Origin of the sequence: Streptomyces sp. NPDC048696, from assembly GCF_043198895.1 — a bacterium.
Taxonomy (GTDB): domain Bacteria; phylum Actinomycetota; class Actinomycetes; order Streptomycetales; family Streptomycetaceae; genus Streptomyces.
Window position 1 is genome coordinate 257,451 of sequence record NZ_JBICVJ010000010.1, and the last position, 18,725, is coordinate 276,175.

22 protein-coding genes and 1 tRNA gene are annotated in these 18,725 nt (G+C 73.2%); 8 read left to right on the top strand and 15 right to left on the bottom strand.

Going from position 1 to position 18,725, the window contains the following annotated elements; all coding sequences use genetic code 11:
- Nucleotides 1-8: 8 nt before the first annotated feature.
- The 4 genes from panD to ACGFRG_RS22770 all read right to left on the bottom strand — a co-directional run bounded on the left by panD (nucleotide 9) and on the right by ACGFRG_RS22770 (nucleotide 2,793).
- Complete coding sequence (panD, locus tag ACGFRG_RS22755; RefSeq protein WP_361418885.1) at nucleotides 9-464, bottom strand: aspartate 1-decarboxylase; 456 nt, start codon at nucleotides 462-464, stop codon at nucleotides 9-11.
- A gap of 227 nt (nucleotides 465-691) precedes the next feature.
- Entirely contained in the window at nucleotides 692-1,243 is a 552-nt protein-coding gene (locus ACGFRG_RS22760; RefSeq protein WP_361418888.1) for a DoxX family protein, read from the bottom strand.
- Between the two features lie 129 nt (nucleotides 1,244-1,372).
- On the bottom strand, nucleotides 1,373-2,305 hold the full coding sequence (locus tag ACGFRG_RS22765) for a M56 family metallopeptidase (RefSeq protein WP_361418891.1): 933 nt from the start codon (nucleotides 2,303-2,305) through the stop codon (nucleotides 1,373-1,375).
- Complete coding sequence (locus ACGFRG_RS22770; RefSeq protein ID WP_393266517.1) at nucleotides 2,302-2,793, bottom strand: BlaI/MecI/CopY family transcriptional regulator; 492 nt, start codon at nucleotides 2,791-2,793, stop codon at nucleotides 2,302-2,304. Before ACGFRG_RS22770 ends, ACGFRG_RS22765 begins: the two co-directional genes overlap by 4 nt.
- A gap of 124 nt (nucleotides 2,794-2,917) precedes the next feature.
- Here ACGFRG_RS22770 and ACGFRG_RS22775 point away from each other — a divergent pair, with 124 nt between their 5' ends.
- From ACGFRG_RS22775 to ACGFRG_RS22785, 3 genes are read left to right on the top strand one after another with little or no spacing between them, the layout of a single operon-like run.
- Nucleotides 2,918-3,583 carry a DedA family protein gene (locus ACGFRG_RS22775; RefSeq protein ID WP_361418897.1) on the top strand — a complete coding sequence of 222 codons (666 nt, stop codon included), beginning with the start codon at nucleotides 2,918-2,920 and terminating at the stop codon, nucleotides 3,581-3,583.
- A complete protein-coding gene (locus ACGFRG_RS22780; RefSeq protein WP_361418900.1) occupies nucleotides 3,583-4,164 on the top strand; it encodes a phosphatase PAP2 family protein in 582 nt (193 codons plus the stop codon). The genes ACGFRG_RS22775 and ACGFRG_RS22780 overlap by 1 nt, the downstream gene beginning before the upstream one ends.
- Nucleotides 4,161-4,826 (top strand): phosphatase PAP2 family protein, encoded by a 666-nt coding sequence (locus ACGFRG_RS22785; protein ID WP_393266520.1) that lies wholly within the window; start codon nucleotides 4,161-4,163, stop codon nucleotides 4,824-4,826. Before ACGFRG_RS22780 ends, ACGFRG_RS22785 begins: the two co-directional genes overlap by 4 nt.
- 59 nt (nucleotides 4,827-4,885) lie before the next feature.
- Here the strand turns inward: ACGFRG_RS22785 and ACGFRG_RS22790 are convergent, their stop codons facing one another.
- The 3 genes from ACGFRG_RS22790 to ACGFRG_RS22800 all read right to left on the bottom strand — a co-directional run bounded on the left by ACGFRG_RS22790 (nucleotide 4,886) and on the right by ACGFRG_RS22800 (nucleotide 6,789).
- On the bottom strand, nucleotides 4,886-5,086 hold the full coding sequence (locus ACGFRG_RS22790) for a hypothetical protein (RefSeq protein ID WP_361418906.1): 201 nt from the start codon (nucleotides 5,084-5,086) through the stop codon (nucleotides 4,886-4,888).
- Nucleotides 5,087-5,135: 49 nt separating this feature from the next.
- Nucleotides 5,136-6,383, bottom strand: a complete 1,248-nt coding sequence (locus ACGFRG_RS22795) for a hypothetical protein (protein WP_393266524.1) — start codon at nucleotides 6,381-6,383, stop codon at nucleotides 5,136-5,138.
- A 329-nt stretch (nucleotides 6,384-6,712) separates the two neighbouring features.
- Nucleotides 6,713-6,789 (bottom strand) — tRNA-Pro (locus ACGFRG_RS22800).
- A gap of 106 nt (nucleotides 6,790-6,895) precedes the next feature.
- On the opposite strand from ACGFRG_RS22800, the gene ACGFRG_RS22805 reads away from it, so the two are divergent.
- Entirely contained in the window at nucleotides 6,896-7,372 is a 477-nt protein-coding gene (locus ACGFRG_RS22805; RefSeq protein WP_361418912.1) for a DUF309 domain-containing protein, read from the top strand.
- On the opposite strand, the gene ACGFRG_RS22810 is transcribed toward ACGFRG_RS22805, so the two are convergent.
- Genes ACGFRG_RS22810 through ACGFRG_RS22820 form a run of 3 tightly spaced genes read right to left on the bottom strand, consistent with a single transcriptional unit; the run spans nucleotide 7,362 to nucleotide 10,217 of the window.
- A complete protein-coding gene (locus tag ACGFRG_RS22810) occupies nucleotides 7,362-8,018 on the bottom strand; it encodes an LUD domain-containing protein (protein ID WP_361418915.1) in 657 nt (218 codons plus the stop codon). The two genes, ACGFRG_RS22805 and ACGFRG_RS22810, sit on opposite strands and share 11 nt — an antisense overlap.
- A 28-nt stretch (nucleotides 8,019-8,046) precedes the next feature.
- On the bottom strand, nucleotides 8,047-9,465 hold the full coding sequence (locus ACGFRG_RS22815; protein ID WP_393266529.1) for a lactate utilization protein B: 1,419 nt from the start codon (nucleotides 9,463-9,465) through the stop codon (nucleotides 8,047-8,049).
- Entirely contained in the window at nucleotides 9,462-10,217 is a 756-nt protein-coding gene (locus tag ACGFRG_RS22820; protein ID WP_393266532.1) for a (Fe-S)-binding protein, read from the bottom strand. The genes ACGFRG_RS22815 and ACGFRG_RS22820 overlap by 4 nt, the downstream gene beginning before the upstream one ends.
- 81 nt (nucleotides 10,218-10,298) lie before the next feature.
- On the opposite strand from ACGFRG_RS22820, the gene cobF reads away from it, so the two are divergent.
- Nucleotides 10,299-11,054 (top strand): precorrin-6A synthase (deacetylating), encoded by a 756-nt coding sequence (cobF, locus tag ACGFRG_RS22825; RefSeq protein ID WP_361418924.1) that lies wholly within the window; start codon nucleotides 10,299-10,301, stop codon nucleotides 11,052-11,054.
- On the opposite strand, the gene ACGFRG_RS22830 is transcribed toward cobF, so the two are convergent.
- The 4 genes from ACGFRG_RS22830 to ACGFRG_RS22845 form a co-directional block, all read right to left on the bottom strand.
- Entirely contained in the window at nucleotides 11,023-11,799 is a 777-nt protein-coding gene (locus ACGFRG_RS22830; RefSeq protein WP_361418927.1) for a cobalt-precorrin-6A reductase, read from the bottom strand. The genes cobF and ACGFRG_RS22830 overlap by 32 nt on opposite strands.
- A gap of 69 nt (nucleotides 11,800-11,868) precedes the next feature.
- A complete protein-coding gene (locus tag ACGFRG_RS22835) occupies nucleotides 11,869-13,089 on the bottom strand; it encodes a cytochrome P450 (RefSeq protein ID WP_361418930.1) in 1,221 nt (406 codons plus the stop codon).
- 123 nt (nucleotides 13,090-13,212) lie between these two features.
- Nucleotides 13,213-14,070, bottom strand: coding sequence for a ketose-bisphosphate aldolase (locus ACGFRG_RS22840; RefSeq protein ID WP_393266537.1), 858 nt, complete (start codon nucleotides 14,068-14,070; stop codon nucleotides 13,213-13,215).
- A 43-nt stretch (nucleotides 14,071-14,113) separates the two neighbouring features.
- On the bottom strand, nucleotides 14,114-14,998 hold the full coding sequence (locus ACGFRG_RS22845) for an SIS domain-containing protein (protein ID WP_393266540.1): 885 nt from the start codon (nucleotides 14,996-14,998) through the stop codon (nucleotides 14,114-14,116).
- A 136-nt stretch (nucleotides 14,999-15,134) separates the two neighbouring features.
- Between ACGFRG_RS22845 and ACGFRG_RS22850 the strand changes: the two genes are divergently transcribed.
- The gene (locus ACGFRG_RS22850) at nucleotides 15,135-15,914 is read left to right on the top strand and encodes a DeoR/GlpR family DNA-binding transcription regulator (protein ID WP_361418939.1); all 780 of its coding nucleotides are present in this window, start codon (nucleotides 15,135-15,137) and stop codon (nucleotides 15,912-15,914) included.
- Between the two features lie 114 nt (nucleotides 15,915-16,028).
- Here the strand turns inward: ACGFRG_RS22850 and ACGFRG_RS22855 are convergent, their stop codons facing one another.
- Nucleotides 16,029-16,628 (bottom strand): TetR/AcrR family transcriptional regulator, encoded by a 600-nt coding sequence (locus ACGFRG_RS22855; RefSeq protein WP_393266544.1) that lies wholly within the window; start codon nucleotides 16,626-16,628, stop codon nucleotides 16,029-16,031.
- A gap of 179 nt (nucleotides 16,629-16,807) precedes the next feature.
- Between ACGFRG_RS22855 and ACGFRG_RS22860 the strand changes: the two genes are divergently transcribed.
- Complete coding sequence (locus tag ACGFRG_RS22860; protein ID WP_361418945.1) at nucleotides 16,808-17,728, top strand: phosphatase PAP2 family protein; 921 nt, start codon at nucleotides 16,808-16,810, stop codon at nucleotides 17,726-17,728.
- Nucleotides 17,725-18,717, top strand: coding sequence for a DMT family transporter (locus ACGFRG_RS22865; protein ID WP_393266546.1), 993 nt, complete (start codon nucleotides 17,725-17,727; stop codon nucleotides 18,715-18,717). Before ACGFRG_RS22860 ends, ACGFRG_RS22865 begins: the two co-directional genes overlap by 4 nt.
- The last annotated feature ends 8 nt before the right edge of the window (nucleotides 18,718-18,725 follow it).

Below are 18,725 nucleotides of genomic sequence, written 5' to 3' on the forward strand. Positions count from 1 at the left end.
CTCCCGGGTCAGTGCTGCGGGACGGGGGCGGGAAGCGGGGCGGTGTCCGAGGCCACCGCGTGCGGGCTGCGGCGCTGGTCGGTGCCCGGTACCGGGGCCGAGGCGTCGGCGCCGAGCTCGACGATCCGGTTGTCCGCGTCGACGTGGACGACGCTCGGCCGCAGGGTGCGCGCCTCGGCGTCGTCGACCTGCGCGTAGCTGATGAGGATCACGAGGTCGCCGGGGTGGACGAGGTGGGCCGCCGCACCGTTGATGCCGATCACGCCGGAGCCGCGCTCGCCCTCGATGACGTACGTCTCCAGGCGCGCGCCGTTGTCGATGTCGACGATGTGGACGAGCTCGCCGGGCAGCAGATCGGCGGCTTCCATCAGCTCGGCGTCGACCGTCACGGACCCCACGTAGTGGAGGTCCGCCTGGGTCACGGTGGCACGGTGGATCTTGGACTTGAACATGGTGCGCAGCACGGCGTCACTCCCAGCCAGACAAAAGGGTCGCGCCCCCGGTCGGGGTACGCGCCATCGCATGACAGGGTACGACCTCGGTCCGCCGCCATGGCCCCGGGCCTGCGCGGACATCTCAACAGCCGCCGCGGTTGGATGCCCCCGGGCGGCGGTGTGCGGCGCCGCGCGCATGCCCGGTCGCACGGGTCGAAGCGGTGGCGCCCGCTGCGGACGCCGGTCCGGCCCCGGGCTCAGTCGAACGGCTCGGGCTCCGGCGGCTCGGCCTCGTCGTCCCCGCCGCCCTGGTCCTGCGCCCGGCGGCCGACCACGGCCGCGGCGGCCGCCGCACTGCCCAGGAAGGCGAGGGCGACGGTCCACGGGCGGTCGAGGACGTGGCAGGTGGCGTGGTCGAGGGAGTAGCGCCCGGCCCCGGCGACGCCGATCGCGGCGGCCGTGAAGCCCAGGAACGCCGGGTACTCGAAGCCGCCGCCCTGGTTGAAGAACCCGGCGGGGGCGTGCACGGAGACCGCGCCCGCCATCGCGCCCGCCGCGGCCGCCCCCGCCACCGGGGTGGCGAGGCCCAGGGCGAGGAGCACGCCGCCGCCCGTTTCGCCGAGCCCGGCGGCCAGCGCGCTCTGCTTGCCGGGACGGAAGCCCATGTGCTCCATTCCGGCGGCGGTGGCGTCGAGCCCGCCGCCGCCGAACCAGCCGAAGAGCTTCTGGGTGCCGTGCGCCGCGAGGACCGCGCCGGTGCCCACCCGCAGGACCAGGAGTCCGAGGTCCCGTCGGTTGATGCAAGTCATGGCTGCCTCCCGCAGTGCAGATGCGTCGACGCGACGCGTACGCCGTGACGGACGTACGGGTTCCACTCTCCGGGACGGACGGCGCCGGGCCGCAGCGTTGCTGGGCCGTACGAGTCCCGGGGCTGCGGGTCAGCCCTCGCCCTGGGCCGTCTCGATTCCGCCGTGCAGATCGGCGGCGGCCTCGACGGCCGAGACCGCCGACGCGCACAGGCAGGCGAGGAGCGTGACCGCTATCAGCCGGGCGCCGCGCGAGCGCAGCGCGTCGGCGCCGGGGCGGCGGTCCAGGAGGGCGGCGACCCGGCGCGGCACCGGGCCCGCCGCCGCCGCGAGCACCGCGCGCGGCCGCGCCGCCGGAGCGCCCGCGCGGCTGGCGAGCGCGGCCCTGCCGATCGCGCGGGCGGCGAGCCTGCGGTCGCCGACGGCCCCGGCGGCGGCCTCGTCGGCGCAGCGCTCCAGGGCGTATTCGAGGGGGGCGCGCAGGGCGCGGAGCGCGGGGTGGCAGTGCCCGGCGAGTTCGGCGGCGGCGAGGAAGAGGTGGTGGCGGCCGCGCAGATGGGCCCGCTCATGCGCGAACAGGGCCTCGCGCTCGGCCGGTTCGAGGGCGCGGAGCATACCGGTGGTGACGACGATACGGCCGGGGCGGCCGGGCAGCGCGTAGGCGTCCGGGCACGGGTCGCGCAGCACGGCGAGCTCGCCGGTGCCGGGGGCGAGGCGGCGGTGCGCCGCGCGCAGCTCGGCGACCTGACGGCGGGCGGTGCGGATCAGGGCCACGCCGGACACGGCCAGCAGCGCGGTGGCCGCGCAGGCGGCGGGGAGCGCGATCGCGGCGGGCACCTCGCGCAGCGGCGTCACCAGGTTGCCCAGGGCCGCGACGAACCGCAGCCGCAGCGCCCCGGCCAGCGCGAGCAGGGCGAGCGCGGCCGTCGAGCAGGCGGCCAGACCGGTGGAGGCGGCGGCGAGCAGCCAGGCGGCGGGCCGGGGCGGCAGCGCCTCGGCGAGCCGCCGTGCGACCGGCACGGCCAGGAACGGCACGAGCAGCGGAATCCACACCGCGAAGATCATCCCCGGTCACCGCCCGACCGCGCCCGGCCCGACGCCCCGCGCCGGCCGGACGGCGTACGGGAGTCCGCGACGCCGTCCGTGACGTCCGCCACGACGGCCGCGTCCCCGTCGAGCAGGGTGCGCAGCAATCGCTCGTCCTCGTCGCTGAGCTGGGAGACGAAGCGGGCGAGGACCGTCGAGCGGTCCTCCTCCTTCGCGAGCTCCGTGTGCATCCGGCGGGCGGTGAGGCCGGGCGAGTCCTCGGTCGGGGTGTAGGCGTAGCCGCGGCCGGAGCGGCCCCGGGTGACGGCGCCCTTCTCGTAGAGCCGGGTGAGGATCGTCGTCACCGTGGTGCGGGCGAGGCTGCCGCCGAGCGCTCCCTGGACCTCGCCGGGCGTCAGCGGCCCGTCGGCCGCCCAGAGCGCGGCCAGCACGCCCGCCTCCAGCTCTCCGGCCGGGCGCCGCGCGTCACCACCCTCGCGACCTGCGAACCCACCGGTCCCGTCCATGACCCCCATGGGAACGTTCCTCCTGCATCATTCGTCTACAGTTCCGTAGACCGTCTACAACACTGTAGTCAGTCGGGCCCGCGCCACTCATGGCCCGCAGACCATTATGGGAGGGCCCGCCGCCATGGCCGTACCCCTGTTCACCGCCGCCCCGCAGGCCGTGAACGTTCTCGACGCCGGCTCCTTGCTGTCGGCGTTCGGCGCGATCGGCATCGCCGTCGTGCTCTTCGCCGAGACCGGGATGCTCGTCGGCTTCTTCCTGCCGGGCGACTCGCTGCTGTTCACGGCCGGGCTGCTGTGCGTCCCGGGCCAGCACGGACCGGTGTCGCTGTCGCTGCCGCAGGTCCTGATCGCCGCGGTCGCCGGCGCCCTGATCGGGGCGCAGGCCGGGTTCTGGATCGGCCGCCGAGGCGGCCGCGCGCTGCTCACCCGCAGCAGGTCCAAGAAGCTGCACGAAGGCGCGGCCCGCGCCGAGGAGCTGCTCGCCAAGTACGGCCACGCGAAGGCGATCGTGCTGGCCCGCTTCGTGCCCATCGTCCGCACGGTGCTCAACCCCCTCGCGGGCGCGCTCGGGGTCCCGACCAGGGTCTTCACGCTCTGGCAGGTGGCCGGCGGCACGGTGTGGACGGTCGGCCTGGTGCTCGGCGGCTACGCGCTGGGCTCCTCCATCCCCAACGTCGACCGCTATCTGCTGCCGCTGGTGGCGCTGGTGGTCGCCGTCTCGCTCACCCCGATCGCTCTGGAAGTTCTGCGCGCCCGCCGCGCCCGCACCGCCGAGGACGCCCGATAATGCACTTCGACAACGGCCTGTACACCTGGATCACCGAGCGGGCGCAGGACGCCCCGGGACCGGTCGACACCGCCATCCGGCTCTGGTCGGACTACGGCCTGGGGCTCTTCGCGGTGCTCATGGTCCTCGCCTGGTGGCGCGCCCGGCGCGAGGGCGGCGCCCGGCTCGCGATGGCGCTGGCGGCCCCGCTCGTGGTGGTCGCGGCGTACGTCGCCAACGATGTGTTCAAGATGATCGTCCACGAGCAGCGGCCGTGCCAGACTCTGCACGTGGTGACCGTCGAGGCCTGTCCGCCGCTGGGCGACTGGTCCTTCCCCAGCAACCACGCCGCGATCGCGGCCGCCGCCGCTGTGGCCGTGCTGCTCGCCGACCGGGCGCTGGCCTGGATCGCGGTGCCCGCCGCACTGCTGATGGCCGCCTCCCGGGTCTGGATCGGCGCGCACTACCCGCACGACATCGCCGTGGGCCTGGTCGTGGGCGCGGTGGTCGCCCTGGTGCTGACGCTGCTGGCCCGCCGGGCCGTGCCGCTCGTGGAGCGCCTGGGCACCACCCGGCTGCGTCCGCTGGTGGCGGCCCGGTGACCCGGGCCCGGCGCGTCGGCGCGGCGGTCTGCCTGCTGCTGTTCGTCCTGCTCGCGGTGGTCGTCGCCGTACGGGACGGGGCACCGCTGCCCGGCGACCGGGCCACCCACACCTGGTCGGTGGACCATCGGCCACCGGTGGCGCTCGCCGTGTTCCGCGCGATCACGGCCACCGGCGCCGGGGCGCTCCCCTATCTCCTGGTGGTGGGCGCCGGGCTGCTGGCCGGGCGGGACGCCCGCCAGCGGCTCTGCGCGGCCGCCGGGGCGCTCGCGGTGCTGGCCCTCGGCCAGGCCGTACGGCACGGACTGATGGCGGCCATCGCCCGCCCCCGGCCCAGCGTGGCCGACTGGGCCACCCACACCCACCCCTCCGGCTACTCCTTCCCCTCCGGCCACGCCACCACCGCCGCGCTGACGGCGGGTCTGGTGGCCGCCGCCGTGCTCTCCCGCTCGCGCTCCAGGGGCGCGCGCCTCGCTGTCGCGCTGGTCCTGGTGTGGGGCGCGGCGGTCGGGCTCTCCCGGGTCTACCTCGGGGTGCACTGGCTGAGCGACGTGGTCGCGGGCTGGCTGTTCGCCGCCGCGTGGCTGGCGCTCGGGGCGTGGGTGGGGGCGCGGCACGTACGGGCCGAGGCGCCGCGCGAGGACGCGGTTTCGGGTCCCTGACCGGCGTTCCGAAGGCGCCCGAGCCTCAGAGCGGACGACGGGGGTTCAAAGACAGGCTCTCAGCAGGCCGCCATGCACGCCGCGCAGTAGCGGTCGGCGTCGGTCAGGTCAGGGTCCGGCGGGGTCGCCGCGTCCGGGCGGCCGAGCACCCGGCCGCACATCGTCCTGGGTTCATCGGCGCTCATGACATGCCAGAGCAACGCGGCCCGGCCCGCCGCCCCGACCCCGGCGGGGTCCGGCTCGGCTCTCATCTCGTGCACAACAGGGTCCCTTCGGGGTCGGGCGATCGGGCAGGCGGAGCAAGGCGCTTCAGGCGGACTTGAAGAACGCGTTCCAGCCGCCTCCCGGCGCCTGACCGACCTCCAGCGAGCGCAGCTTGTCCAGCACGGCCGGGTGCTGGACGTCCAGCCAGTCCACGAACTGCCGGAACGACACCAGGCGTACGTCCTTCTTCCCGGCCATCGTCTTCAGCGCCTCCTCGACGGCGTCCATGTAGATCCCGCCGTTCCATTCCTCGAAGTGGTTGCCGATGTAGAGGGGTGCGCGGTTGGTCTCGTACGCGCGCTGGAATCCGGCGAGGTAGGACCGGGTCGCCTGCTCCCGCCAGGCCGGGTAGTTCGAGGGCATGCCACGGGTGGTGTTCTTCGACTGGTTGGCGAGGATGTTGTAGTCCATCGACAGGACCTCGAAGGAGTGGCCGGGAAACGGCATGGCCTGGAGCGGCAGGTCCCAGACCCCCTCCCGTTTCTGCGGCCACTTCTGGCTCCCGCCGGGCGAGGAGGCGTCGTAGCGCCAGCCCAGCTGCCGGGCGACGGGCAGCAGACTGTCCTGGCCGAGCAGGCACGGGGTGCGGCCGCCGATCAGTTCCCTGCGGTAGTCGAAGGGCAGCGGTTCGAGGTCGTGCCGGCCGGTGTTGGTCCGCCACTCGGTGACGAAGGAGACGGCCTGCTCCACCTCGCTGCGCCACTGGGCGGACGACCAGTTGGCCACCGAGCCGGGTCCGGCGCAGAAGTGGCCGTTGAAGTGCGTCCCGATCTCGTGTCCGTCGTACCAGGCCTCGCGTACGCACTTCAGCGTCTCGCGCAGATGCTCGTCGGTCAGATATCCGATATCGGAGGCGCCGACCGGGTTGTTCGGCGGCCGGTACAGCGACTTGCGCGATTCGGGCAGGAGATAGAGCCCGGAGAGAAAGAACGTCATCGAGGCGCCGTGGTCGCGGGCGAGTTCCAGAAAGCGTGGAAAGAGCCCGTTGCCGACTTCCCCGGCACCGTCCCAGGAGAAGATCACGAACTGCGGCGGAGTCTCGCCCGGTTCCAGCGGAAGCGGCTTGCCGGGCTGGTGCGGCTGGCGTCCCGTATCGGCTGTCGAACCGTCACCGATCAGCCTGACCTGCTGCTTTACCGGCGCATTAGGCGCGGCCGGATGACCTGGGCCCTTTCCCGTGCCCGGTGGCCGCCCGGAGTTCGGCGCGCCTTCCGTGCCGCATCCGGCGACCGTGGCCGCCACCGCCGCGCCAAGTCCGGCCCCGAGCAGTCCCCTTCGGCTGATCTCGCGCATCGTGTCTCCCGTCAGTCGTCCCGCGGACTCTTGATGTGTAGACCGGAGACTTCCGAATTAACCCGATATCCGATAGCCGCCTCAGCGTACGACTCGTTCAACGCCGTTCCCGGCAACAACAACGGGGCCACACCGGATTTCTCCGGTACGGCCCCGTGAATTCCCCGGAAGTCGGCAGGGGCAGCCCGCCATCGCCGCCACGACGCGCACACGGGCCGACAACTCCCGTACGCCTGAAGGCGACCGCACCGCGGCGACATGGCCGTACGAAACACTGAAGGCCGCCCTCGCATCTCTGCGAAAGCGGCCCTCCGACCTGCGTGAAACGCTGGTCGGGACGACAGGATTTGAACCTGCGACCCCTTGACCCCCAGTCAAGTGCGCTACCAAGCTGCGCCACGTCCCGGTGCCCGTCTGACCTGGGGTTTCCCCTGGCCGGTCGTGCATGAGAACCATACCTCACTCACGGCCGTGTTCCGGTACGGGGAGCGACGGCGGGGGACAATGGGCCCATGGAGACTTCTTCGCGCCGGGACCGGGACGCCGAGGGGCGGGCGCGCAACGCGCGGCCCAGGGACGGTCTGGGCCGCCCGCTGCCGTACGGGGCGCCCGGGGTGGAGCGCCAGCCCGAGGGGGTCGCGCGCACCCCGGACGAGACCGTGCGCGAGGCGCAGCGCCTGCTCGACGCGGGGATGCCGTTCCACGCGCACGAGGTGTTCGAGGACGCGTGGAAGTCGGGGCCCGAGAGCGAGCGCGAGCTGTGGCGCGGGCTCGCCCAGCTCGCCGTCGGCCTCACGCACGCCGCGCGCGGCAACGCCAAGGGCGGCGCCGCGCTGCTCGCCCGGGGCGCGGACTCGCTGGGGCGGTATGTGGGGATACCGCTGTACGGGATCGATCTGACCGGGCTGCTGGCGTGGGCGCACGAGCTGACCGACCGGCTGCCCGCGCCGGTGGACGCGGCGAAAGAGGCACCCCGGCTCACCCGCTGATCGCCCCTGCGTGGGGTCGCTCGCCGACCAGCACCACTTCCAGGGTGCGCGGGCCGTGCACGCCCTCCACCCGGTCGAGCTCGATGTCGCTGGTCGCGGACGGGCCGGAGATCCAGGTCAGCGGGCGCGTCGGGGCGAGCCGGGCCATCGCCTGCGGGACCGACGCGACGACTTGGTCCGGTACGCGTACGACGCAGATGTGGTGGTCGGGGATGAGGGTGATCCGGCGTCGCCCCTGGTCCGGGCTCCCGTCGAGGACGATCGTGCCGGTCTCGGCGATGGCGAGCGCGCAGCCGGTCACCACGCTGTCCACCGCGTCGAGTTCGGCCGGGGTGGACACGGCCCGGTCGTGGACGCGTACGGGATCGGCCGCGCTCAGCCAGTGCGCAGGCAGCGCGGGCGGCACCAGGACCGTGGCCGCACCGCGCTCGGCGAGCAGCCGCATGAGCAGCGTCGGCAGACCGCCGTCGTCCACGCGGTGCACGATCGCGCGGTAGTCGGCCAGGTTCTCGTGCAGCAGATCGACGAGGGCCCCGGGGTCGTCTGGGGCATGGCTCGCGAGGTAGTCGCGGGTGGGTCCGGGGGCCTCGCGGGCGTCGGACACGGCCGTGCGGACGCGGGCCAGGATGCGGTCGCGGGAGTTCATCGGCCGCTCCTCTTCCACCGTCGGGAGTTCATCGGCCGCTCTTCCTCCACCAGTCGCGAAACGATTCCTCGGGCATCTCCGGCAGGGCGCGGCTCTCGGTCCACGCTCCGGCGCCGGGCGCCTTCCTCGGGTGGAACCGGCGCGTCCGGGTCGCCGCCCGCTCGGCCGCCGCCATGACCGCAGGCCGGTCCATGGCCCAGCTCGCCGCCTTCATGGCCGCCTTCTCCAGGCGGTGGCCCTTACCGCCCTGTTCCGCCACCCGCTCGCGCAGATGCACCAGCACCTCGGGGATGTCGATGGCGACCGGGCACACCTCGTAGCAGGCGCCGCACAGGGACGAGGCGTACGGCAGCGAGGCATCGATCTCGCTCGCGGTGCCCCGGAGTTGGGGGTTGAGGATGGCGCCGATGGGGCCGGGGTAGACCGAGCCGTACGCATGGCCGCCGGCCCGTTCGTACACCGGGCACACATTGAGGCAGGCCGAGCAGCGGATGCAGCGCAGCGCCTGGCGGCCCACCTCGTCGGCGAGGGTGTCGGTGCGGCCGTTGTCGAGCAGGACGAGGTGGAAGGCCGAGGGGCCGTCGCCGTCCGTGGTGCCGGTCCACATGCTGGTGTACGGGTTCATGCGCTCGGCGGTCGAGGAGCGCGGCAGCGTCTGGAGGAAGACCTCCAGGTCGCGCCAGGTGGGGACCACCTTCTCGATGCCCACGACCGAGATCAGCGTCTCGGGCAGGGTCAGGCACATCCGGCCGTTGCCCTCGGACTCCAGGACGACGAGAGTGCCGGTCTCGGCGACCATGAAGTTGGCGCCCGACACGGCGACCTTGGCGCGCAGGAACTTCTCGCGCAGATGCAGCCGGGCCGCCTCGGCCAGCTCGGCGGGCGTGTCGCCGAGTCCGTCCGGGGCCGCTCTTCCCCAACTTCCCATCTCCTGGCGGAAGATGTCGCGGATCTCGCCCCGGTTGCGGTGGATGGCGGGCACCAGGATGTGCGACGGGAGGTCGTCGCCGAGCTGCACGATCAGTTCGGCGAGGTCCGTCTCGTACGCGGCGATGCCCTCGGCGGCGAGTGCTTCGTTGAGGCCGATCTCCTGGGTGGCCATCGACTTGACCTTGACGACCTCGCGCTCGCCGGTGGCCTTGACCAGGTCGGCGACCAGGCGGTTGGCCTCGGCGGCGTCGGCGGCCCAGTGGACGGTGCCCCCGGCGCGTACGACGGACTCCTCCAACTGCACCAGGTAGCGGTCGAGATGGCGCAGGGTGTGGTCCTTGATCTGCTTTCCGGCCTCGCGCAGCTGCTGCCAGTCGGCGAGTTCGGCGACCGCTGTGGCGCGTTTGTCGCGGATGGTGTGGGTGGCGTGCCGGAGGTTGGCGCGCAGGGTGGCATCGTGGACCGCTGCCTTGGCCGCTGCCGGGAAGGCGGGCATACCGACGAACGTACGGCTCATACGTGGGGCTCCGCTTCCGTACTGGCCAGGATCTCGGCGAGGTGCAGCGCGCGCAGCGGGCTGCCTTGGCGGCGCAGGATGCCGCCGAGGTGCATCAGACAGGAGCTGTCGGCGCCGCACAGCACCTCGGCGCCGGCGCTCAGCGCGCTGTCCACCTTGTCGCCGCCCATCGCGGCCGAGACGTCCGGGTTCTTGAGGGCGAAGGTGCCGCCGAAACCGCAGCACTCCTCGGCGCCGGGCAGTTCCCGCAGCTCCAGGCCCTTGACCGCCTCCAGCAACCTGCGCGGCCGCTCCCCGAGACCCAGCATGCGCAAACCATGGCAGGACGGGTGATAGGTGACGGCGTGCGGGAAGTACGCGCCGACGTCCGTGACGCCGAGGACATCGACCAGGAACTCGGACAGCTCGTACACGCGCGGCACCAGCGATCCGGCGATCGCGCCGAGCTCCGTGCCCCGGCCCTCGGCGGCCGCTTTCCGGGCGATCCGGGGGTAGTTGTCGCGGACCATCGCCGCGCACGAGCCGGAGGGGGTGACCACATGGTCGTACCCCTCGAACACCGCGCCCATCCGGCGCACCAGCGGCTCGGTCTCGCGGCGGTAGCCGGTGTTGAACTGGGCCTGTCCGCAGCACGTCTGGCCGGGCGGGAAGTCGACCTCGACGCCCAGGCGTTCGAGGAGTCTCACCGTCGCGATGCCCGTGGCCGGGTACACCGCGTCATTGACGCAGGTGACGAAGAGTGCGACACGCATGGTCGGAGGATAGGCGGTGGCTGTCGGCCCCGGTAGGGCTCGCCGTTCCGCGGCGCGTACGGATGCGGCAGACTCGGGGCCGTGAGAAAGATCTATGTCATCGGCATCGGGGCGGGCGACCCCGACTATCTGACGCTCCAGGCCGTCAAGGCGCTGAACAAGGCGGATGCCTTCTTCATCATGGAGAAGGGCGAGGAGAAGTCCGATCTGACGCGGCTGCGCCGGGACATTCTCGACGCGCATGTCACCGGTCGCCCGTACCGGCTCGTGGAGGCGCGCGACCCCGAGCGCGACCGCAAGACATCGGACTACTCGCCCGCCGTCGACGACTGGCGGCGCCGCCGGGCCGATCTCTACGAGCGGTTCATCGTCGACGACCTGGCCGAGGACGACTGCGGCGCGTTCCTGGTGTGGGGCGATCCGGCGCTCTACGACTCCACGCTCGGCATCCTGGAGGAGATCCTGGAGCGCGGCGCGGTCACGTTCACCTATGAGGTGGTGCCGGGCATCAGCAGCGTCTCGGCGCTGCTCGCCAAGCACCGCACGGGGCTGAACCGGGTGGCCCGGCCGGTGCAGATCACCACCGGGCGGCGGCTCGCGGAGGGCTGGCCGGACGCGGTCGACGATGTGGTGGTGATGCTGGACGCCCGGCAGGCCTTCACCCGCCATCTCGACCAGGAGCTCTACATCTACTGGGGCGCGTACGTCGGCACGCCGGACGAGATCCTGGTGCAGGGGCGGCTGGCCGAGGTGTCCGACCGCATCGAGGAGCTGCGGGCCAAGGCGCGCGAGCGCAAGGGGTGGATCATGGACACGTATCTGCTGCGGCGCGACTGAGCAGCGCGAGCACACCGTCCACATCGACTGCCGTACGCACCCCGGCGGGCGGCTCCGGGCGCCGGACCACCACGACGGGCAGGCCGAGTTCGCGGGCGGCGGTGAGCTTGGCGGCGGTGGCCGGGCCGCCGCTGTCCTTGGTGACGACGACGTCGACGCGGTGTGTACGCAGCAGCAGGCGCTCGCCGTCGAGGGTGAACGGGCCCCGGTCCAGGAGGAGTTCGCAGTTGCGGGGTGTCGGCGGCTGGGGCGGCTCGACGGATCGGACGAGGAACCACAGGCCGTCGGTGGCGGCCCCCGGTACGGCGAAGGCCGCGAGGCCCAGGCGGCCGGTGGTGAGGAAGACGCGGGTGCCGAGCGCCGGGAGCAGGGCGGCGGCCTCCTCCAGGGTGCGCACCTCGTGCCAGCGGTCGCCGGGGCCGGGTGTCCAGCCCGGGCGGCGCAGGGCGACGAGCTCGACGCCGGTGGCGCGGGCCGCCTCGGCCGCGTTCGCGCTGATGCGCTCGGCGAAGGGGTGGGTGGCGTCGACGACGGTGGTCACCCGATGCTCGCGGATCCAGCGCGCCAGCCCGTCGGCGCCGCCGAACCCGCCGACGCGCACCTCGCCCGCCGGTGTCCGGGGTGCGGCGACGCGTCCGGCGAGCGACGCGGTGACGCGGACGCCCCCGCCGTCGACGAGCCGCGCGGCGAGCTCCCGCGCTTCGGCGGTGCCGGCGAGGACCAGGACGTGCGGAGCGGCGACCATGGGGCGAGGATAGTCGCTGCTCAGCGGCGGTGTCGGGGCTCTCGCGGCAGGTCGGGTGCCGCGCCTTTCTCACCACGTGAGGTGCAGAGCCTCCGGGGAGCGGTGGATCATCGTCGGCCGCATCGTCACCGGCACGTCCGGCGCGAGCCGCAGCCCCGGCAGCCTCGTCGTCAGCAGCTCCACCGTGACCCGCAGCTGTTCGCGGGCCAGCTGGGAGCCGGGGCAGCCGTGGACGCCGTGGCCGAAGGAGAGATGGCGGGACGGCTGGCGGGTGATGTCGAAGACGTCGGGGCGTTCATGGCGGCGGGCGTCCCGGTTGGCGGAGCCGAACGCCACGAACACCACGGCGCCGGTGGGCAGTTCGGTGCCGGAAAGCAGCACCGGGCGGGTGGTGATACGGCGGAACCCCTGGAGCGCCGTGTCGTAGCGCAGTGCCTCCTCGATCGCCGCCGGGATCAGCTCCGGCTTCTCGCAGAGCAGTTCCCACTGCGCGCGGTGGCGCAGCAGATGCAGCACCGTCGTACCGATCTGCGCGGTCGTCGTGAGGTGTCCGGCGAGCAGGAAGTTCTGGAGGTGGGCGACGAATTCGTGGCGCTCCTCCAGGGTCAGCTCGCCGCTGTCGGGCGTCGACAGTGCCGCGAGCAGGGCCGTGCACAGGTCGTCGCGCGGGCGCACCCGCCGCGCGCGTACGTAGGTGTCGAGCAGCTGCTGCATCGTCACCACGTCCCGCGCGGCCGCTATCTGGTCCGCCTCGTCCATCGGGCGGAACAGCAGCTCCTCGGCCCGGTGGCCGCCGTGCACCGCGACCGGCACGTCCACCGGGTCGAGCCCGATCAGGCGCCCGATCACGTCCCCGGGCAGCACCCGCGCGTACCGCGCCATCAGCTCCACCTGGCCGCTCGCCTCGAACGACTCCACGAGTGCGGTCGCACGCTCCACGAGATACGGGACGACGGACGCGACCCGGGCGGGCGAGAGGCCGTGGACGTGCGGGGCGCGCAGTCGCTGGTGCTGGGGGCCGTCCGAGGTCACCACGACCGGGCGGCCGCCGAAGCCCATGCCGAGCTCGGCGAGGACGGCGGGGCCCGGGATCACGTCCGGGCGCAGCGCGTTGGCCGAGGAGAACGCCTCGGGCCTGCGCAGCACTTCCCGTACATCCGCGTCGCGGGCGACCAGCCAGGCGTCCAGTTCGGGGACGAAGGTCAGCCCCTCGGCCTGCCGGGCGCGCGCGTAGTGCGGATAGGGGTCGCGCTGGAGCGCGTCGAGCCGTGCGTGCTCATGCCTGTCCACAGGCTCATCGTGGACGAAGCGCCGCCGTCACGGAAGAGCACCGGTGGGCCTGACGCACGGTGCCCGGTGCGGAGCGCGGCCGCCGGGCCCGGGGAAGAGGGTCCGGCGGCCGCACCGCGCGCGTCAGGCGTCGGGATCCAGCACCCGGATGAGCCGGGTGACCGCCTGGACCATCGCCTGCCGCCCGACCGTGAGATAGCTGCGGGCGTCCACCGCCTCCGGGTGGGCGGCGAGATACGCGCGGATCGCGTCGGTCATGGCGACGTTCAGCGCCGTACCGATATTGATCTTGGCCATGCCGCCGGTGACCGCCGCCGCGAGTTCGTCCTCGGGGACGCCGGAGGAGCCGTGCAGGACCAGCGGGACGTGCAGGGCCGCGTCCAGCCGGGACAGCAGGGCGTGGTCGAGCGAGGCCGTGCGGGTGGTCATCGCGTGGGTGTTGCCGATGGCGACGGCGAGCGCGTCGACGCCGGACTCGGCGACGAAGGCCCGCGCCTCCTCGGGGTCGGTACGGGCCCCCGCCGCGTGGGCGTCCAGCGGGGGCGCGCCGTTCTTGCCGCCGACTTCGCCCAACTCGGCCTCGATCCACAGCCCTTGGGTATGCGCCCAGTCGGCGGCGGCGCGGGTCGCGGCGAGGTTCTGGTCGTACGGCAGATGCGCGGCGTCGTACATCACCGAGCTGAACCCGGCGTCGGCGGCCTGGCGCAGCAGGTCGTCGCGCTTGACGTGGTCGAGGTGGAGCGCCACGGGCACGGCGGCGGCCTCGGCGGCGGTGACGGCGGCCCGGGCGAGCGGCAGGACCCGCCCGTAGCGGAACTTCACCGCGTTCTCGCTGATCTGCAGGACGACCGGCGAGTTCGCGGCCTCGGCGCCGGCGATGACGGCCTCGGCGTGTTCGAGGGTGATGATGTTGAACGCGGCGACGGCGCTGCGCTTGGCGGCGGCGTCGGTGACCAGGACCCCGGTCCGGGCGAGTGGCATCGTGCTTCCCCTGTTCTCTGCTCGTTTCCGTCTCTCCGGGGGCTCAGGAGCCGTCGAGGATCACCGAGCGGGTGAGGTGGCGCGGGCGGTCCGGGTCGAGGCCGCGGGCCGCGGCGACCGCGACGGCCAGGCGCTGCGCGCGTACGAGCTCGGCGAGCGGGTCGAGGTGTCCGGCCACCCACTGCGCGCCGGTCGCCCGCACCTGCTCGGCGAGCCCGTCGGGCGCCTCGCCGAACATCCAGGTCGCGGTGGTGTGCGTGGAGATGCTGATGGGGCCGTGGCGGTACTCCATGGCCGGGTACGCCTCGGTCCACGACAGCGATGCCTCGCGCATCTTGAGCGCGGCCTCCTGGGCGAGCCCGACCGTCCAGCCGCGCCCCAGGAACGTGAACTGGTCGCGCCCGACGAGCCCTTCGGGCAGCGGCTCGGCCAGCGCGGTGCGCGCGTCGGCGACGGCCTGCTCGGGGTGGAGTCCCAGATGGGCCCGGAGCAGGGTGAGCGCGGTGGTGGCGAAGCGGGTCTGGACGACGGACTCCTCGTCCGCGAACTCCAGCACCACCACGTCGTCGGCGGCGTGCATCACCGGCGTCTGCGGGTCGGCCGTGACGGCGGTGGTACGGGCCCCGCCGCGCACCCGGCCGAGCAGTTCCAGGACCTCGGTGGTGGTGCCGGAGCGGGTGAGCGCGACGACCCGGTCGTACGTACGGCCCATCGGGTACTCGGACGCGGCGAAGGCGTCGGTCTCGCCCTGACCCGCGGACTCGCGCAGGGCTGCGGCCGCCTGGGCCATGAACAGCGAGGTGCCGCAGCCGACGATCGCCACCCGCTCGCCCGGCGCGGGCAGGGCGTCCTTGTGGTGCACGGCCGCCTCTGCGGCGCGCTGCCAGCACTCGGGCTGGCTGCTGAGTTCGATCTCGACATGGCTCATGCCGGGCCCCCAAACTCTGGATGCGTGTTTGTGCAAAATATAGCTAGCTTTCGAGCACAATCAAGCATCTGGAGGTGAGCTAAAGTCATCACGGACCGTGACGACGGCGAGATGTGCGAGAGAGAAGAGGTTGCGGATGTCGCGCGACGCCCGCTGGCAGGCGCTCCTTGAACTGCTCGTGGAGCAGGGCCGCCTCGACGTGGAGGAGGCGGCGACGGCGCTCGGCGTGTCGGCCGCCACCATCCGACGCGACTTCGACCAGCTCGCCGAGCAGCAGATGCTCGTACGCACGAGGGGCGGTGCGGTCGTCCACGGTGTGTCGTACGAGCTGCCGCTGCGCTACAAGACGGCGCGCCAGGCCTCGGAGAAGCAGCGCATCGCGAAGGCCGTGGCGGATCTGATCGCGCCGGGCGAGGCGGTCGGGCTCACCGGCGGCACGACGACGACCGAGGTCGCGCGGGCACTCGCGGTACGGCCCGAACTCGCCACGGGGTCACCGGCGTTGACGATCGTGACCAACGCGCTGAACATCGCCAACGAGCTCGCGGTGCGCCCGCAGTTCAAGATCGTGGTGACGGGTGGAGTCGCCCGCCCCCAGTCGTACGAGCTCACCGGGCCGCTGGCCGGGGGCGTACTGAATCAGATCACCATGGACGTGGCCGTGCTCGGGGTCGGCGCGTTCGACGTGGTGCACGGGGCGACGGCGCACGACGAGGACGAGGCGGGTATCAACCGGCTGCTCTGCGAGCGGGCCGAGCGGGTTGTCGTCGCCGCGGATTCCACGAAGTTGGGGCGGCGGACGTTTGCGCGGATCTGCTCCACCGGGCAGGTCGGCACCCTCGTCACGGACTCGGGGGTGCCGGAGGAGACGGCGGCTCTGTTCGCCGACGCGGGGGTCACGGTGCTGGCCGTTTGAGCGTCGGCGTTTGACTGCGGGCCGTCTCGGGCTGGTCGCGCCCACGCGGCGGAGCCGCATAAAGACACAGCCCCGCGCCCCTGAATGCTCGCCAGCACGTAAGTCGACGGGGCGTCAGTCCAGGCCCAAGGCCGGGAGCAGTACCGCCTCCAGGAAGTCCGGTAGTGCGGACTCGTCCGTGAAGCGGTCCTCGAAGAGGCGTTCCACTCGTAGGACGCCCATGAAGGCGGGGGCGACGAAGGCCGTCGCGCGGTTGTCCGGGGACACCTCGCCGCGTTCGACTCCCCTGCGCACCATCGCGTCCAGTGCGGCGATCTCCGGGTTGAGGACGGTCTCGCGCAGTGCCTCGCGCAGGTCGGGGTGCATCACGTACGCCTGGCCGACCGCCTCCATCAGCGCGGTGTCGCGGCCCTTGCCGCGCGACGCGGCGCGGGCCGCCTCGCGCAGGTCGCCCGCGAGCGTGCCCGTGTCGATCCCGGTGAAGAACGAGCAGCGGCTCCGGCCGAGCGCGGCCGTGACCAGGACCGGCTTGGACTTCCACTGGCGGTAGAGGGTGGCCTTGCCGCACTTGGTGCGGGCGGCGACACCCTCCATGGTCACGGCGTCGTAGCCGCCTTCCCGCAGCAGGTCGAGCACCGCCTCGTACAGCTCCAGCTCCCGTTCGGGGCTGAGCTTGCTGCGGCGTGCGGCGGCCGTCGCGGCCTGCGTCGACATCGCGTCCCTCCGGTGCGTGGGGCAGTGCTCCTGCACGTACGAGAGTAGGCCCCGCTCAACCGAGACGCAAACGTATCGAGACGTTTGCGTCTCGATGAAATCCGATCTAGCCTTCCTACGTTTGCTTCCGCTGTTTGCTTCCGCTTTCATGCTCGATTTCGTCTCAGAGGGGCCGGAGAATGGCTGCCGGTATACGTCCAGGGACCCGGCGTCCCACTGGACCGGAGACGACCGGTACCCCCCGGCCGCCCCTGGTGCGCGAGCTGCTGCTCGTGACCGCGCTCTTTGTCGTGTACAAGTTCGGCCGCCAGCTGGCCAACGGCCACGAGGACAGCGCCTTCCGCAACGCCGACCGCGTCTGGGACTGGGAGCGCGCGCTCCATCTGCCCGGCGAGTCCTCGGTGCAGCAGCTCCTGCTCCACAACGACGATCTGATCCGCGTCGCCAACACCTTCTACGCGACCGTGCACTTCCCGGCGACCGTCGCCTTCCTGATCTGGCTGTACGTGCGCCGGCCCGCCCACTACCTGTGGTCGCGCCGGGTCCTGGCGCTGGTGACCTCGGCCGCGCTCGCGCTGCACATCCTGGTGCCGCTGGCACCGCCCCGGATGCTGGCGGCGGCCGGTCTGGTCGACACCGCGCAGGTGTACGGGCCGTCGGTGTACGCGTCGACGCCGGACACCGACACCATGGCCAACCAGTTCGCGGCGATGCCCTCGCTGCACTTCGGATGGGCGCTGATGGTGGCGATCGGGCTGATCGCGGCGACCCGGAGCCGGTGGCGGTGGCTGTGGCTGCTGCACCCGCTGCTCACCCTGCTGGTGATCGTCGGCACCGCCAACCACTACTGGCTGGACGCGATCGTCGCGACCGCGCTGCTCGGTGCCGCCCTGTACTTCGTGCCCCGTCCGACGCGGGCGGCGCGCAGCACCGTCGTCCGCGTCCAGCGGGCCCCCTCGCCACGGCCGGCCGAGCCCGCCGTGGCCCCCCAGACCGCCCGTGCCCCGGAATCTGCCCTGACCTCCGGGCGCACGGGCGCCTCCTTCGAGCCGGAACGTCAGCTCGTCGACGCACCGCACCTCGCGGAGGCGCTGCGATGAACGAGTCGGCCGTTCTCGCCATCGTGCTCTCGCTCGCCTCGGCCGCCGGGTACGCGCTGGCCGCCGTCGGCCAGTCGCGGCTCGCCTCGGCCAACGCGGGCGGCTCGATCCTCACCCTGCTCGCCCGGCCGCAGTGGTGGTGGGCCGTCGGACTCAACGCGGGCGGCGCGCTGATGCACGTCGCCGCGCTGCACTACGGCCCGCTCACCCTGGTCCAGCCGCTGGGCGCGCTCACCCTGGTCGCGGCGCTGCCGATCGGCGCGTACTACGAGCGGCGCCGGGTGAGCCGGCGCGAGTGGCGCGGAGCCGCCTGGACGCTGGCGGGTCTCACCGGTCTGATCGCGGTGACCGGTCCCGCGACGCCCGGGGACGCGCTGAGTCTGCGCGAGAGCCTGGCCGTCGCGGCGGCCACCGTGGCCCTGATCGGCGTGACCGCCCGTGCGGGCGCGGCGCGCGGTGGCCTCGGCCACGCCACCGCGTCCGGGGTCGCCTCGGGCGTGGCCTCCGCGCTCACCCAGACCGTCACCGCCTCGCTCGCCCGTGAACTGCCGGGCGGGCCGCTGGCCTGGTGGCAGACGACGCTGATCGCCGCGCTGGTGGCGACGTTCGCGGTGGGCGGGCTGCTGCTGTCGCAGGCCGCGTTCCGGGGCGGGCTGGCGGCCCCGCTCGCGGTGGTGAACCTCGCCAACCCGGCGGCCGCCGCCGTGATCGGTGTGGCGCTGCTCGGCGAGCGTTTCCACGGCGGGCCACTCGGCTGGCTCACGGCAGCGGCCGCGTCGGCGGTCGCCGCACGGGGTGTCCTGATGCTGACCGGCGCGCAGCCTGCGGCAGCGGTCGTCCCGTCACCGCGCGCCCCGGAGCGCGCACGCGTCCAGGAGCCCGCCCACACTCCGGAATCCGCCGGCGCCCCGGAGTCCGCCCGCATCCCGGATGCCGCCCTCGTCCCGCAGCCCGTCCTCGCCCCTGAATCCGCCGTCGCGTCAGCCTGAACTCAGGC

Coding starts and splice junctions, on each gene's coding strand:
- ACGFRG_RS22860 (WP_361418945.1), top strand. CDS start 16,808: ATGGCTGCCGGTATACGTCCAGGGACCCGGCGTCCCACTGGACCGGAG.
- ACGFRG_RS22780 (WP_361418900.1), top strand. CDS start 3,583: ATGCACTTCGACAACGGCCTGTACACCTGGATCACCGAGCGGGCGCAG.
- ACGFRG_RS22855 (WP_393266544.1), bottom strand. CDS start 16,628: ATGTCGACGCAGGCCGCGACGGCCGCCGCACGCCGCAGCAAGCTCAGC.
- ACGFRG_RS22795 (WP_393266524.1), bottom strand. CDS start 6,383: ATGCGCGAGATCAGCCGAAGGGGACTGCTCGGGGCCGGACTTGGCGCG.
- ACGFRG_RS22760 (WP_361418888.1), bottom strand. CDS start 1,243: ATGACTTGCATCAACCGACGGGACCTCGGACTCCTGGTCCTGCGGGTG.
- ACGFRG_RS22845 (WP_393266540.1), bottom strand. CDS start 14,998: ATGAGCCATGTCGAGATCGAACTCAGCAGCCAGCCCGAGTGCTGGCAG.
- ACGFRG_RS22820 (WP_393266532.1), bottom strand. CDS start 10,217: ATGCGTGTCGCACTCTTCGTCACCTGCGTCAATGACGCGGTGTACCCG.
- ACGFRG_RS22805 (WP_361418912.1), top strand. CDS start 6,896: ATGGAGACTTCTTCGCGCCGGGACCGGGACGCCGAGGGGCGGGCGCGC.
- ACGFRG_RS22865 (WP_393266546.1), top strand. CDS start 17,725: ATGAACGAGTCGGCCGTTCTCGCCATCGTGCTCTCGCTCGCCTCGGCC.
- ACGFRG_RS22840 (WP_393266537.1), bottom strand. CDS start 14,070: ATGCCACTCGCCCGGACCGGGGTCCTGGTCACCGACGCCGCCGCCAAG.
- ACGFRG_RS22815 (WP_393266529.1), bottom strand. CDS start 9,465: ATGAGCCGTACGTTCGTCGGTATGCCCGCCTTCCCGGCAGCGGCCAAG.
- ACGFRG_RS22830 (WP_361418927.1), bottom strand. CDS start 11,799: ATGGTCGCCGCTCCGCACGTCCTGGTCCTCGCCGGCACCGCCGAAGCG.
- ACGFRG_RS22765 (WP_361418891.1), bottom strand. CDS start 2,305: ATGATCTTCGCGGTGTGGATTCCGCTGCTCGTGCCGTTCCTGGCCGTG.
- ACGFRG_RS22850 (WP_361418939.1), top strand. CDS start 15,135: ATGTCGCGCGACGCCCGCTGGCAGGCGCTCCTTGAACTGCTCGTGGAG.
- ACGFRG_RS22775 (WP_361418897.1), top strand. CDS start 2,918: ATGGCCGTACCCCTGTTCACCGCCGCCCCGCAGGCCGTGAACGTTCTC.
- ACGFRG_RS22770 (WP_393266517.1), bottom strand. CDS start 2,793: ATGGACGGGACCGGTGGGTTCGCAGGTCGCGAGGGTGGTGACGCGCGG.
- ACGFRG_RS22810 (WP_361418915.1), bottom strand. CDS start 8,018: ATGAACTCCCGCGACCGCATCCTGGCCCGCGTCCGCACGGCCGTGTCC.